Annotated in this window: 10 protein-coding genes; 2 read left to right on the top strand and 8 right to left on the bottom strand. The window is 67.5% G+C overall.

The genetic code is table 11. The features are described from left to right. Positions 1-18: 18 nt before the first annotated feature. Positions 19-2,049, bottom strand: a complete 2,031-nt coding sequence (locus ACN2C7_RS01440) for an NAD(+) synthase (protein WP_419319415.1) — start codon at positions 2,047-2,049, stop codon at positions 19-21. A 193-nt stretch (positions 2,050-2,242) separates the two neighbouring features. On the opposite strand from ACN2C7_RS01440, the gene tkt reads away from it, so the two are divergent. After that, positions 2,243-4,204 carry a transketolase gene (gene tkt / locus ACN2C7_RS01445; RefSeq protein ID WP_419319416.1) on the top strand — a complete coding sequence of 654 codons (1,962 nt, stop codon included), beginning with the start codon at positions 2,243-2,245 and terminating at the stop codon, positions 4,202-4,204. Positions 4,205-4,255: 51 nt separating this feature from the next. Here tkt and ACN2C7_RS01450 read toward each other — a convergent pair whose 3' ends face one another. The 7 genes from ACN2C7_RS01450 to purU all read right to left on the bottom strand — a co-directional run bounded on the left by ACN2C7_RS01450 (position 4,256) and on the right by purU (position 12,285). Further along, positions 4,256-6,703 carry a glycoside hydrolase family 99-like domain-containing protein gene (locus ACN2C7_RS01450; RefSeq protein ID WP_419319417.1) on the bottom strand — a complete coding sequence of 816 codons (2,448 nt, stop codon included), beginning with the start codon at positions 6,701-6,703 and terminating at the stop codon, positions 4,256-4,258. Then, complete coding sequence (locus ACN2C7_RS01455; RefSeq protein ID WP_419319418.1) at positions 6,700-7,446, bottom strand: ABC transporter ATP-binding protein; 747 nt, start codon at positions 7,444-7,446, stop codon at positions 6,700-6,702. Before ACN2C7_RS01455 ends, ACN2C7_RS01450 begins: the two co-directional genes overlap by 4 nt. A gap of 5 nt (positions 7,447-7,451) precedes the next feature. Then, on the bottom strand, positions 7,452-8,249 hold the full coding sequence (locus ACN2C7_RS01460; RefSeq protein ID WP_419319419.1) for an ABC transporter permease: 798 nt from the start codon (positions 8,247-8,249) through the stop codon (positions 7,452-7,454). 251 nt (positions 8,250-8,500) lie between these two features. Continuing rightward, positions 8,501-9,370, bottom strand: a complete 870-nt coding sequence (gene rfbA / locus ACN2C7_RS01465) for a glucose-1-phosphate thymidylyltransferase RfbA (protein WP_419319420.1) — start codon at positions 9,368-9,370, stop codon at positions 8,501-8,503. Positions 9,371-9,402: 32 nt separating this feature from the next. Next, on the bottom strand, positions 9,403-10,302 hold the full coding sequence (gene rfbD / locus ACN2C7_RS01470) for a dTDP-4-dehydrorhamnose reductase (protein WP_419319421.1): 900 nt from the start codon (positions 10,300-10,302) through the stop codon (positions 9,403-9,405). Further along, a complete protein-coding gene (rfbB, locus tag ACN2C7_RS01475; RefSeq protein ID WP_419319422.1) occupies positions 10,302-11,366 on the bottom strand; it encodes a dTDP-glucose 4,6-dehydratase in 1,065 nt (354 codons plus the stop codon). The genes rfbD and rfbB overlap by 1 nt, the downstream gene beginning before the upstream one ends. A gap of 76 nt (positions 11,367-11,442) precedes the next feature. Continuing rightward, positions 11,443-12,285: a formyltetrahydrofolate deformylase gene (gene purU / locus ACN2C7_RS01480; RefSeq protein ID WP_419319423.1), complete on the bottom strand. Its 843-nt coding sequence runs from the start codon at positions 12,283-12,285 to the stop codon at positions 11,443-11,445. A 189-nt stretch (positions 12,286-12,474) separates the two neighbouring features. Here purU and argE point away from each other — a divergent pair, with 189 nt between their 5' ends. Then, positions 12,475-13,650, top strand: a complete 1,176-nt coding sequence (gene argE, locus ACN2C7_RS01485) for an acetylornithine deacetylase (protein ID WP_419319424.1) — start codon at positions 12,475-12,477, stop codon at positions 13,648-13,650. Positions 13,651-13,753 lie beyond the last annotated feature (103 nt).

Genomic DNA, 13,753 nt, shown 5'->3' on the forward strand with positions numbered 1-13,753 from the left:
ACGCTTAGCGTCGTTTCGCTAGACCGCCGTATTGGCGTGCAGTTCGGCCAGCCAGATGTCGGCCGTCGCGTCGGACGGCATCCGCCAGTCGCCGCGCGGCGACAGGGCCCCGCCGGAGGAAATCTTCGGGCCGTTGGGCATGGCCGAGCGCTTGAACTGGTTGGCGAAGAACCGGCGCAGGAACAGCTCCAGCCAGCGCTTGATCTCCGGCAGGTCGTAGGCCTTGCGCTGGGCGTCCGGCGTCCCGACCGGCCAGGCGCCGGCCGTGGCGTCATGCCAGGCGGTCCAGGCCAGGAAGGCGATCTTCGACGGGCTCATGCCGTAGCGGGTCAGGTAGTAGAGATTGAAGTCCTGCAGGGCGTAGGGGCCGACGAAGCTCTCGGTGGCCTGCACCTGCTCGCCGGGCACCAGCTCGGGCGAGATCTCGGTATCGAGGATATCCTCCAGCAGATCGGCCGTCGCCGCATCGACATCGCCCGAGGCCGCCACGAAGCGGATCAGGTGCTGGATCAGGGTCTTGGCCACGCCGCAATTGGGGTTGTAGTGGCTCATCTGGTCGCCGACGCCATAGGTGCACCAGCCCAGGGCCAGTTCCGACAGGTCGCCGGTGCCCACCACCAAGGCGCCGTTGTGGTTGGCCAGCCGGAACAGATAGTCGGTGCGCAGGCCCGCCTGGACGTTCTCGAACGTCACGTCATAGACCGGCTCGCCCCGCGAATAGGGGTGGTCGAGGTCCTTCAGCATTTGCTCGGCCGCCGGGCGGATGTCGATCTCGTCGGCCGACACGCCCATCGCCTTCATCAGCTTCCAGGCGTTGGATCTGGTGCGGTCCGAGGTCGCGAAGCCGGGCAGGGTGTAGGCCAGGATGTTGCTGCGCGGCAGGCCCAGCTGGTCCATCGCCTTGGCCGCGACGATCAGGGCGTGGGTGGAATCCAGACCCCCGGAAATGCCGATCACCAGCTTTTTCAGGCCCGAGGCCTCGACCCGGCGGGCCAGGCCCTGGACCTGGATATTGTAGGCTTCGTAGCAGTTGTCGCTCAGCTGCGCGGGATCCGACGGCGTGAACGGGAAGCGCTCGACCATGCGGGCCAGGGCCAGATCGCCGGCCGGCGGGGTGAAGTCGAACGGAACGATCCGGAACGCGCTCGGCGCCAGGGTCGCGGCGTCGCCAAAGCTGACCACCCGCATGCGCTCCTGGCGGATGCGGTCGACGTCGACATCGGCCATGGCCATCACGGCGGTGGTCGAAAAGCGCGGGGTCTCGGCCAGCAGCTGGCCCATCTCGTGAATGTCGGCATGGCCGTCCCAGGCCACGTCGGTTGAGCTCTCGCCGGCTCCGGCGGCCGAATAGACATAGGCGGCGATGGCCCGGGCCGACTGGCTGGCGCACAGCAGGCGGCGGGTTTCGGACTTGCCGATTGTGATGTTGCTGGCCGACAGGTTCAGCAGGATCTCCGCCCCGGCCATGGCCTGCGCGGTGCTGGGCGGGGTGGGCGTCCAGACATCCTCGCAGATTTCCACGCCGATCGTGAACGACGACGGGCCGCCGCTCCGCAGCAGGATGTCGGTCCCGAACGGCACGGTCTCGCCCGCCAGGGTCACGGTCTTGCCGACCACGCCGGCGCCCGGCGTGAACCAGCGGCGCTCATAGAATTCGCGATAGTTGGGCAGGAAGCTCTTGGGGATCACCCCCCGCACCGCGCCGCCCTGGATGGCGACAGCGGTGTTGTAGAGCCGGCCGTCCACGCGCAGCGGCGCGCCGACCACGAACAGCGGGGCCAGGGTGGCGCTGGCCCGGGCCAGGGTCTCGATCGCGGCTTCTACGGCGTCCAGCAGGGCGTTCTGCTGCAGCAGGTCGTCTATGGAATAGCCTGTCAGGCCCAGTTCCGGGAACACCAGCACCGCCACGCCGGCCGCATCGGCCTGGCCGACCAGGTCCAGCACGCTGGCGGCATTGGCGGCCGGATCGACCAGCTTGACCTTCGGTACAGCGGTGGCGACCCGGACGAAGCCGTGGCGGTAGGGTGAGAAGAACGGCAGGTTCGCCAAGGCTGGACCCTTAGTTATGCTGAAAATGAGCATAAGTCTCGATCAAGCTATAGCCCGTCCGCCCGTTGTTGCAAAGCACCGATACGTCGCCGAAGTGTCACGCCAAGGCCCGCAAACCTTGACCCGAGGGGGTCATCGTGCGACCTCGCGCCCGCGCAGCCCTGCAAAACATAACGAACAAAGACGAACGCCCATGCCCGTTTCGCCCATCAAAATGGCCGACGCGATCCGCGTCCTTTCCATGGATGCGGTCCACAAGGCCAAGTCCGGACACCAGGGCATGCCGATGGGCATGGCCGATGTCGCGACGGTGCTGTGGAGCAAGTTCCTCAAGTTCGACGCCGCCAAGCCCGACTGGGCCGACCGCGACCGCTTCGTGCTGTCGGCGGGCCACGGCTCGATGCTGATCTATTCCCTGCTTCATCTGACCGGCTTCAAGGCCATGACGATGAAGGAGATCGAAAACTTCCGTCAGTGGGGTTCGCTGACCCCCGGCCACCCGGAAGTCCACCACACGCCGGGCGTTGAATGCACCACTGGCCCGCTGGGCCAGGGCCTGGCCACTGCCGTTGGCATGGCCATGGCCGAGGCGCATCTGGCGTCGCGCTTTGGCAAGGACATCGTCGATCACCGCACCTGGGTGATCGCCGGCGACGGCTGCCTGATGGAAGGCGTCAGCCATGAGGCCATCAGCATCGCCGGCCGCCTGAAGCTGTCCAAGCTGACCGTGCTGTTCGACGACAACAACACCACCATCGACGGCGTCGCCACCATCTCCGAGACCGGCGACCAGGTGATGCGCTTCAAGGCCGCCGGCTGGGCGGTCAAGGTCGTCGACGGCCACGACCACGGCAAGATCGCCGCCGCCCTGCGCTGGGCGACCAAGCAGGACCGCCCGACCATGATCGCGTGCAAGACGCTGATCTCCAAAGGCGCGGGTCCGAAAGAAGGCGACCCCCACAGCCACGGCTACACCCTGTTTGATCCCGAGATCGCCGCCTCGCGCGTCGCCATGGGCTGGGACGCCGCGCCGTTCACCGTGCCCGACGACATCGCCAAGGCCTGGAAGAGCGTCGGCCGTCGCGGCGCCAAGGTCCGCAAGGCCTGGGAAGCGGGCCTGAAGGCCTCGGCCCACGCCGCCGAGTTCACGCGCGCCATGTCGGGCGGCCTGCCGGCCAAGGCTTTTGAAGCCGTCGACGCCCACATCGCCAAGATGGCGGAAACCAAGCCGGCCAACGCCACCCGCGTTCATTCGGGCGCGGCCCTGGACCACCTGATCCCGGCGATCCCGGAAATGATCGGCGGCTCGGCCGACCTGACCGGCTCCAACAACACCTTCGTCAAGGGCATGACGGCGTTCGACACCCCCGACTATGCCGGCCGCTACGTCCACTATGGCGTGCGCGAGTTCGGCATGGCGGCGGCGATGAACGGCATGGCCCTGCACGGCGGCGTCATCCCCTATTCGGGCACCTTCCTGGCGTTTGCCGACTACAGCCGCGCGGCGATCCGTCTGGGCGCCCTGATGGGGGCCAAGGTCATCCACGTGATGACCCACGACTCCATCGGTCTGGGCGAGGACGGCCCGACCCACCAGCCGGTCGAGCATGTGGCCAGCTTGCGCGCCATTCCCAACCTGCTGGTCTTCCGTCCGGCCGACGCGGTGGAAGCCGCCGAGTGCTGGAAGATCGCCCTGCAGCAGACCACCACCCCGTCGGTCATGGCCCTGTCGCGCCAGAAGACCCCCGGCGTCCGCACTTCGGGCGAACAGAACCTTTCGGCCAAGGGCGCCTATGAGCTGCTGGCGGCCGAGGGCGGCGAGGCGGCGGTGACGATCTTCGCGACCGGCACCGAGGTCGGCGTGGCCGTCGCCGCGCGCGACATCCTGCAGGGTCAGGGCAAGCCGACCCGCGTGGTCTCGGTTCCCTGCTGGGAGCTGTTCGAGCAGCAACCGGCCGCCTATCGCAAGGCCGTCATCGGCACGGCGGCCAAGCGCGTCGCGGTCGAGGCGGGCATCCGTCAGGGCTGGGAGCGCTTCATCGGCGAGGACGGCGCCTTCATCGGCATGACCGGCTTTGGCGCCAGCGCCCCGTTCGAGCGTCTCTACAAGGAGTTCGGCATCACCGCCGAGGCCGTGGCCGCCGCGGCCGCCTGATCCAGGACTACCAAGGGGCGCGCCTGGCGCGCCCCTTTTGGTTTCGGAGCCTTACAGGCTCCACTGCACCCGGAAGCCGGCCGTTTCGACCAGGCAGCCGACGCTGCGCTCAAAGGCATGGGCCAGGGTGCCGTCCACCCGTCCCAGTTCGGGCTCGAAGGTCAGGTCGTGACCGACCAGCGCCTCGAACGCCGCGATGCGACCCCAGAACATGGTGCCGGCCGGGAAAGCCGTGTCGGGACCATAGCGGAAGTTCAGTTCGCGGGAGAGCTGGTCCACGCCCTCGGCATTGTGGGTCATGACCCCCGGGTCGCTGAACAGCATCCGGGCGTTCTCCGGCGCCAGCAGGCCCAGCCGTCCGTCCTGCGCGAACGCCGCCAGGGCCGCCTGGGCGCGCTCGGGCGACATCAGGCCGTCCAGCAGGCGATCGCGCCAGGCGGCGCCGTCCGAGCGGTGCGGCGACTTCTTCGTATGGGCCTTGCAGAACACGGTGTGGCCGCGCGCCCGCGCGATCTTCAGCGCTTTCAGGAACGGAACCACGTCGCGTCCGTGATTGGGCAGGGGGACCAGGACAGCGCCCGGCACGGCCCTGGCCAGGGCGTCGACCGCCGCCGTCGGCCACTGCTCGGGGAAGGTGATGATGGCGTCCATGCTGTCCCGCAGCGGCGCCAGGCGCTGGGCCAGGTCGTCGATCAGGTCGGCATAGAAGATGTGGAACAGCATGACCGCGTCATGCGTGCGGGGGCCTTGCTGCGGGGCGGCCACGGCGGGGTGGTCGCGCGCGGGCGTCGGGGCGCGACTGGCCACGGCGTTGCGCAGGGCCTGGGCCGAGGCGTGGCCCAGCCAGCGGTCGGGCTCCAGATAGGTCCCTTCGCCCCACTCGTTCCAGGCGTTGACGAACACCAGCCGCTCATCGGGCGGGGCCAGGCGCGTAGAGCAGTCCAGGGCGGCGCCGGCCCAGTCGTGGAAGCGCTGCGGCGTGACATTGTGGAAGATGTTGCCGAAGCCCGGCTTGCGGGCCTCGTTGTCCCAGGACGGCATGACGCCGGGATAGATCCGGGCGTCCTGGCGCGCCTCCAAGGCCGCGATGCGTCCGTCGACGATCGTGTCGTAGTCGTAGATCCGGCCCGCGAAATCCAGGTTCAGGCGCTCGACCGTGTCGGTGATCTCGCCCTTCTGCAGGGCGTGGGGCGGGAACTCGACCAGGCCGTCAAAGCCGGCGTCGCGCCAGGCCGAGAAGCCAAAGGCGTTGGTGCAGAGGATGAACAGCTCGCCGATCCCGCGCTCTCGGGCGCGGTTGCGCCAGCGCTCCAGCGTGGCCGCAGCGTCGGGCAGGGTGTCGGGGCGATAGACGATCAGCAGCGGCTTGCCGCCCACCCGCACATAGCGCGGCGAGGCCATGTAGCGGGCTAGGTCGTCGAGCAGGGCCAGGTCGTCTTCCGGCGAATGGTCCTGGGCCATCAGGACGTCCCGCTCGTCGCCGTCCCAGCGCCGGGTCCAGTTCTCGTTGGCCCAGCACAGGGCGAACGGCAGGTCGATTTCCGGGTCGGCGACAAAGGCGTCGAGCGGACGCTCCAGCAGGCGTTTTCCGCCGAACCAGTAGTAGTGGAAGCAGAAGGCGTCGACGCCGGCGTTGCGGGCCATCGCCGCCTGGGCCTGCAGCACCTCGGGCACCCGCAGGTCGTAGAAGCCCAGCTCGCCCGGCAGGCGCGGCTGGTAGTGGCCTACGAACTGGGGCGTGGCCTTGCTGACATTGGTCCACTCGGTGAAGCCCTTGCCCCACCACTGATCGTTCTCGGGGAACGGATGGTACTGCGGCAGGTAGAAGGCCAGCACCCGGGGCGCATCGTCGGCGCGGGGCGGCGGACCCAGGGCCGGGGCGGCGAAGTGGGGGCTGAAGGCGTGCCGCGCCACGTCAAAGGCGTGCTGATAGGACTCGCGCCAGGGGTCCTGGCGGCGATTTCTCATCGTCTGACGCGCCAGACGGATCGTGCTCTTGGGATCGCTTAGAGTCCGGAGGATGATGCGGATACCGCGCGCGACGCCCGGGGAAAGTCCGCGAAGCGCGGCGCGCAGCAGCCGGCGGGGCGCCGAAAGTCGCGGGGCGCCGGCTGCGGGCTCGGCTGCGGGATCGACCCGGAACCCGCTCAGTTCGAACAGGCAGGGCGCGCCGGACGGCAGAAGCACGATCTGGCGCAGGGCGCCGGCATTGGTGTGGGCCACGACGACATAGGCGTCATCGCCAAGCCGCTTCAGCGCCACCGGCGTCGCCAGCGCCAGGCCGTCGCCCCAGTCGATCAGCACGCTGGGCGTCTGGATCTCGCCCTCGATCGCGCGGAGTTGAACGCTGATGCGAACCGAGGCCACGTCGTCAAACTGCGGCTGCTCGGCCCGGGTCAGACGAAACAGCATCTCCGCATCGGCGGCCTGGGCCCTGAACTGGCCGGGCGATCCGGTCGGCTCGACGGCCTTCCGGGGCGCGGGAAGCCGCTCGCTCACGCGGCGCTGCTTCTCGCGAGCCATTCCTCGGTGGTCCCAAGGAAGGTCGGCACGCCGGATTCCATGGTCATGACCTTGTTGCAGACCTTGGCGGCCAGTTGATAGTCGTGGGTGGCCAGGACAACGATCTTGGCGGAATCGACCATGCTGTTGAGGCGGTCTGCGGCCCGCTTCTGGAAGTCGGCGTCGCCAGCGCTGATCCACTCGTCCATGATCAGGATGTCGGCGTCCATCTGGGTGGCCACCGAGAAGGTCAGGCGCGCGGCCATGCCGGCCGAATAGGTCTTCAGCGGCATGTGCACGAAGGCGCCCAGGCCGGAGAACTCGACGATCGAGGGCAGGCGCTTCTTGATCTCGCGGTCCGACATCATCTGCATCATGGCCAGGTTGCGGATGTTCTCCAGACCCGAGGCCTCGATGTCGAGGCCGACCGAGATCGAGATCATCGAGCTGATCCGCCCGCGCACATCCACCTTGCCCGAGGTCGGCGAATAGATGCCGGCCAGGATCTTCAACAGCGAGGTCTTGCCCGAACCGTTGTGGCCGATCACGGCCAGGCGGTCGCCTTCCTGCAGCTTGAGGCTGACGTTCGACAGCGCCCGCACGAAGGTCACGTCCTTGCCGGCCTGGATCAGGCGGCCGCCGACGGCCATGTTCAGCACGGTGTTGCGCAGCGACTGGGCGCGCACGCTGTAGAGGTTGTAGTCGAGCGTGACGTCGGTGAGTTCGATGGAACTGTTCATGTCGCCTACAGCCAGAACACGACGCGGGTGCGGACCAGGGTCAGGCTGATCAGCGTAAACAGCGCGGCGACGCCGAGGAAGGCCAGCGACGCGTAGACATCGTGGGCCGGCGCGGCGGCGCCCATCAATGGGTACCTGACAATATCAAGCAGGTGCGCGAAGGGGTTGAGATCGACGATCCAGCGCATATCCGCAGGAACCTGTGTGCGCTTCCAAAACACGGGTGTGAGCATGAACAGGCTCTGGGCGACAAAGCCGACCATGTAGTTGATGTCGCGGAAGCGCACCGAGATCATGCCCAGCGGAATGCTGATGAACAGGCCCGTCAGCAGGGCGATGGGCAGGTTGACCAGCAGGGTCCAGTGCGGGATCACCGCCAGCTTCATCAGCATCAGCACCAGCCACAGCCCGACGACCTGGTGGAGGAAGTTGATGAAGATCTTGCTCATCTGCTGGAAGGCGTGAAAGCTCAGGGGCAGGTTGCGCACCTGCATCACGCCGGCGGCGTTGACGAAGGTGTTGGCGATCTCGGGCAGGATGCCGCCGGTGATCGACCAGCCGACCACGCCGATCATGATGAAGGACAGGTTGTCCTTGGCGTCGCCGCCGAAGATCGAACCGAACACGATGGCCAGGGAGAAGGCGGTGGCCAGGGTGGTGCTGGCCATCCAGACGGGGCCCAGCAGGCTGCGGCGGTAGCGCGTCACGGTCTGCTCGACGCTGACCCGCCACCACAGAGGCGTCAGGAGCACGCCGCGGTACAGGTCCAGCGCGGCGGCCTTGAAACTTCCGAAGAGGCTCATTCAGAAGCCATTCCTGTTGACGGCAAACAAATCCGGAAACTCTCGCAAACAGGTTGGCGGCGGGCGAAGCGACCCGGCTTCTCGCTCCGTCGGAGCGGGCGCCTTCTTAACAGGCCTTGGAAGCTTGGGGAACCGCTCATCCCGCAGCGTGACCCTGCTGATTCTTCTGGATGTTTAGGCCCGTTCGGGGGCTCCGGACAACGGCCAATCGCGCGGTCGGGCGCGGCTGTCCGGGGCCTGTGGAGGGCCGCTCAGCCCTCGGCCAGGGAGCGCAGATAGGCGCCATAGGGCGACTTCTGCAGGTCGTGCGCCAGGCCCAGAAGCTGGTCGGTATTGATCCAGCGGTTCTGGTAGGCGACTTCCTCGCAGCAGCCGATCTTCAGGCCCTGGCGATGCTCGATGGCGCGCACGAACTCCGAGGCTTCCAGCAGGCTGTCGTGGGTGCCGGTGTCGAGCCAGGCAAAGCCCCGGCCCATGCGCTCGACCGACAGGGCGCCGCTCTCCAGATAGAGGCGGTTGATGTCGGTGATTTCCAGCTCGCCGCGCGCCGACGGCTTCAGGTCGCGGGCATAGTCGACGACCTTGTTGTCGTACATGTAGAGGCCGGTCACCGCCCAGTTGGAGCGCGGATGGACCGGCTTTTCCTCGATGCTGACGGCGCGGTTGTTGTCGTCGAACTCGACGACCCCGTAACGATCCGGATCCTTGACCAGATAGGCGAAGACCGAGGCGCCGTTCTGGGCGCGGGTCGCCGCGCCCTCCAGCATCCGGCCCATGCCGGCGCCATAGAACAGGTTGTCGCCGAGGATCAGGGTCGAGGGACCATTGCCGACGAATTCAGCGCCGATGCGATAGGCGTCGGCCAGGCCCGTGGGCTCGGGCTGCTCGGCATAGACGAAATTGACGCCCCAATCGGAGCCGTCGCCCAGCAGGCCCTGGAACAGCGGCAGGTCGCGGGGCGTGCTGATGATCAGGATGTCGCGGATGCCCGCCATCATCAGGATCGAGATCGGATAATAGATCATCGGCTTGTCGTAGACCGGCAGCAGCTGCTTGCTGACGCCCTTGGTCACCGGGTGCAGGCGCGTGCCCGATCCGCCGGCCAGGATGATGCCCTTCATGAAATAGTACCCCTACTGCCCCGCGCGACCGGTCACGTCTGGCGGTGACCTTTGGCTCCAAGATATCTGTCCAAAGCGTCTTGCCATGCCGGCATTGATCGGCCCAGCGCCTTTTCGACCTTGGCGTTGGCCAGAACGCTGTAGGGCGGCCGGCGGGCCGGGGTCGGAAACTCGGAGGTCGGGATCGGCGAGACCGTCGCCTCGACCCCAGCGCGGTCGATGACGGCGGCGGCGAAATCATGCCAGCTGGCCGCGCCGGAATTGACCACATGATAGAGGCCGGCCGGCGCTTCGACCTTGATCAGGTCCAGAAGGGCCTCTGCCGCGTCCCAGGAACCGGTCGGCGACATCACCTGGTCGGAGACCACCTTCAGCGCCCCGCGTTCGCGGCCGTACCGGATCATGGTCTCGACGAAATTGCCGCCCTTGCCGCTGGCGCCCGCGACGCCGAACAGCGAGGCGACGCGAGCGACGATGACGTCGTCATGGGCCTGGCGGGCCAGGGTTTCACCCTGCAGCTTGGTCTGCCCATAGACATTGATCGGGGCCGGTGCGGCGGTCTCGTCCAGCGGCTCGCGCGAGGCCTGGCCGCCGAACACATAGTCGGTCGAGACCTGGACGAGGCGGGCCTTTTTGCGGGCGCAGGTCCTGGCCAGGGCCTGGGCGAAATCGGCGTTGATGGCCACGGCCGGAGCCGGGTCCTTCTCGCAGTCGTCCACGCGGGTGACGGCGACGCTGTTGATGGCGACGTCGAAGTCCAGATCGGCCAGGGCGGCGTCCAGTCCGGCCAGATCGGTCGCATCGAACTGCGGACGTTGCAGGGCGACCAAGGCCAGGCCGCGCGACGCGGCGATGGCCGACAGGTCATGACCCAGCTGGCCGTTGGCGCCAAACAGCGCAATGCGCGGACCATCCTTGTTGGGGGATGACATCAGGTCGTCTTCAGCCCCAGACGCTGGCCGTCATAGCGCTCGCGCAGCGGCCGCCACCAGTCCTCGCGGGCCAGGTACCATTCGACGGTCTTGCGCAGGCCGGTGTCGAAGTTTTCTTCCGCCTTCCAGCCCAGTTCGGTTTCCAGCTTGGTGGCGTCGATGGCGTAGCGGGCGTCGTGGCCGGGGCGATCGTGGACGAACTGGATCAGGTCGCGGCGCTTCAGGCCCGGCTGCGGGCGCAGCTCGTCCAGCAGGTCGCAGATCGCCTCGACCACGTCCAGATTGGTGCGCTCGTTGCGGCCGCCGACATTGTAGCTCTCGCCGACCACACCCTTGGTGGCGATCAGCACCAGGGCCTTGGCGTGGTCGTCGACATAGAGCCAGTCGCGGATGTTGTCGCCCTTGCCATAGACCGGCAGCGGCTTGCCCTCGAGGGCGTTCAGCGTGACCAGCGGGATCAGCTTCTCGGGGAAGTGATACGGCCCGTAATTGTTGGAACAGTTGGAGACCACGACCGGCAGGCCATAGGTGTGATGCCAGGCCCGCACCATGTGGTCGGACGAGGCCTTCGATGCCGAATAGGGCGAGCGCGGATCATAGGGCGTGGTTTCGGAGAACAGCCCCTCGGCCCCCAGGCTGCCGAACACTTCGTCGGTCGAGATGTGGTGGAAGCGGAAGGCCTGGGCGGCCTCGCTGTCTAGGGTGCGCCAGTACTCCAGCGCCGCCTGCAGCATCACATAGGTGCCGATGACATTGGTCTGGATGAAGGCCCCGGGACCGGTGATCGAGCGGTCGACGTGCGACTCTGCCGCCAGGTGCATGATGTGGGTGGGCTTGAACGCGGCGATGGCCTCGGCCACGGCCGAGGCGTCGGCCACATCGCCCTTCACGAAGGTATAGCTGTTGTGGCCGCGCAGGTCGGCCAGGCTGGTCTCCGACGCCGCATAGGTCATGGCGTCGAAATTTAGGATCGCCGCGTCGCCCAGGCCGGCCAGATAACGGCAGACCGCCGAGCCGATGAAGCCGCAGCCGCCAGTGAGCAGGATACGGAGGTTGCGCGACATGCCGGTTCCTTCAGAATACCAAGCCCGCCCCGTAGCTTAGAAGCCCGGCGGCGCGCAACCCGCTTCTCCCGGGCGACTAGTCGGTGAACACCACCGTCTTGCGACCGTTCAGCAGCACCCGGTCTTCCAGCTGATAGCGCAGGGCGCGGGCCAGGACACGGCGCTCGATGTCGCGGCCCTTGCGGATCAGGTCCTCGGGCGTGTCGCGATGGCTGATGCGCTCGACGTCCTGCTCGATGATCGGGCCTTCGTCGAGGTCGCCGGTGACGTAGTGGGCCGAGGCCCCGATCACCTTCACGCCGCGCGCATGGGCCTGATGATAGGGCTTGGCGCCCTTGAAGCCGGGCAGGAACGAGTGGTGGATGTTGATGCAGCGCCCGGCCAGCTTGGCCGACAGCCCCTCTGACAGCACCTGCATGTAGCGGGCCAGCACGACGATGTCGGTCCGGGTGTCCTGGATCAGCTGCCACAGGGCGGCTTCCTGCTCGAACTTGGTCTCCTTGGTCACCGGCAGGTGATGGAAGGGCAGGCCCGTCAGGTCGACATTGGCGTAGGTTTCGGCCGGGTGGTTGGCCACGACGGCGGCGATCTCCATCGGCAGTTCGCCGATCTTCCAGCGATAGACGAGGTCGGCTAGGCAGTGGTCGAACTTGCTGGCCAGGATCATCACCCGGTAGCGATCGGTGCGGTCGCGCAGGGTCCATTTCATCGACAGGGCGGTGGCCACCACCGTGAAGTCGGCCCGCAGGGCGGCATGGTCAGCGCCGTCGGCGTCGAACACCACGCGCATGAAGAACTGGCCGGTCTCCTGGTCGTCGAACTGTTGCGCGTCGAGGATGTTGCAGGCGCGCTCGAACAGGAAGGCGGACACCTTGGCGACGATGCCGCGCTGGTCGGGACAGGAGAGGGTCAGGATCATGATCCGCTCCCTCTAGAGGCTTGGCGCGCCGAAGAAAAGCGGTGAGCCCGGCCGCGAGAGGCTGAAATCGCTCGCGGCGCGCGGAAAATCGCCGGGTTTGCGCACGGGCATGCCTCCTGGCGGACGCGGGGTCATGATCTGGTCGTGTCCGGCTAGGCAGCGGCGGTCAGACAGGTCTAGGCTCGCCCCATGGCATCCTCTTCCGAAGCGCTGTCCGACCGCGCCATCGACCTTCTGGCCAAGTTGGTGTCGTTCGACACCACCTCGCGCCTGTCCAACTTGGCCCTGATCGAGTGGGTCGAGGACTACCTCGCCCAGCTGAACGTGCCTTCCCGGCGGGTGCCCAATGTCGACGGGACCAAGTCGAACCTGCTGGCCACCATCGGCCCGGCGGTCGAGGGCGGGGTGGTGCTGTCAGGTCATACCGATGTGGTGCCGGTCGACGGCCAGCCGTGGTCGACCGATCCGTTCGTACTGACGCAAAGGGACGGGCGGCTCTACGGGCGCGGGACCTGCGACATGAAGGGCTTCCTGGCCCTGGCCCTGGCCGCCGCGCCGGACCTGGCGGCCGCGACGCTTAGCAAGCCCGTGCACCTGGCCTTTTCCTATGACGAGGAGGTCGGCTGCCTGGGCGCGCCCGACATGATCGCGGTCATCGCCCGCGATCTGCCGCGCCCCGCCCTGGTGGTGGTCGGCGAGCCTACCGACATGGTCGCCGTCAGCGGCCACAAGGGCATCGCCTCGTTCCGGGTCACGGTGTCAGGCCGCGAAGCCCATTCCAGCCTGACCCACCTGGGCGTCTCGGCCAACATGGCGGCGATCAAGCTGATGGCGGGTCTGGTGGAGCTGTCCGAGACACTGGCGCGCGAGGCCGATCCCGCCTCGCCGTTCACGCCCAAGGGCGCGACCCTGACCATCGGCCAGGTCAATGGCGGCACGGCCGTCAATATCCTGGCCCGCGAATGCGTGTTCATCTTCGATCTGCGCACCCCGCCGGGAATGGATCCGATGGCGATCCTGGCCGACTTCTTCGCCAGGGCCGCCGCCATGGACACCGAGCTGAAAGCCCGCGCGCCTGAGGCCGGGGTCAAGGTTGAGCGCCGCTCGCTGACCCCCGCCTTCGCGCCGGAAGTCGACGGCGTCGCCGAAGCCTTCGCCCGCCGCATGGCCGGCGACAACGGCCCGGGCCGGGTGGTGCCCTATGCCGCCGAGGCCGGGCAGTTCCAGGGCGCGGGGTTTTCGACGGTGATCTGCGGGCCGGGTTCGATCGATCAGGCCCACCAGCCGGACGAATTTGTCGAGATCAGCCAGATGCAGCGCGGGGCGGCGTTCATGGCGCGGTTGGTGGAGGATTTATCCCTCTAGCCTCTAACAAAAATCCGCTCTTCCCGGCGAAGGCCGGGATCCAGATCGAACCCAGGGCGCGCCAGGCCCTGGCAGGGTCAGAAGGCGCATCATCCCCAACCGC

This window comes from Caulobacter sp. ErkDOM-E (assembly GCF_048541895.1).
Classification (GTDB): domain Bacteria; phylum Pseudomonadota; class Alphaproteobacteria; order Caulobacterales; family Caulobacteraceae; genus Caulobacter.

Coding starts and splice junctions, on each gene's coding strand:
- tkt (WP_419319416.1), top strand. CDS start 2,243: ATGCCCGTTTCGCCCATCAAAATGGCCGACGCGATCCGCGTCCTTTCC.
- rfbB (WP_419319422.1), bottom strand. CDS start 11,366: ATGTCGCGCAACCTCCGTATCCTGCTCACTGGCGGCTGCGGCTTCATC.
- rfbD (WP_419319421.1), bottom strand. CDS start 10,302: ATGTCATCCCCCAACAAGGATGGTCCGCGCATTGCGCTGTTTGGCGCC.
- ACN2C7_RS01460 (WP_419319419.1), bottom strand. CDS start 8,249: ATGAGCCTCTTCGGAAGTTTCAAGGCCGCCGCGCTGGACCTGTACCGC.
- rfbA (WP_419319420.1), bottom strand. CDS start 9,370: ATGAAGGGCATCATCCTGGCCGGCGGATCGGGCACGCGCCTGCACCCG.
- ACN2C7_RS01455 (WP_419319418.1), bottom strand. CDS start 7,446: ATGAACAGTTCCATCGAACTCACCGACGTCACGCTCGACTACAACCTC.
- argE (WP_419319424.1), top strand. CDS start 12,475: ATGGCATCCTCTTCCGAAGCGCTGTCCGACCGCGCCATCGACCTTCTG.
- purU (WP_419319423.1), bottom strand. CDS start 12,285: ATGATCCTGACCCTCTCCTGTCCCGACCAGCGCGGCATCGTCGCCAAG.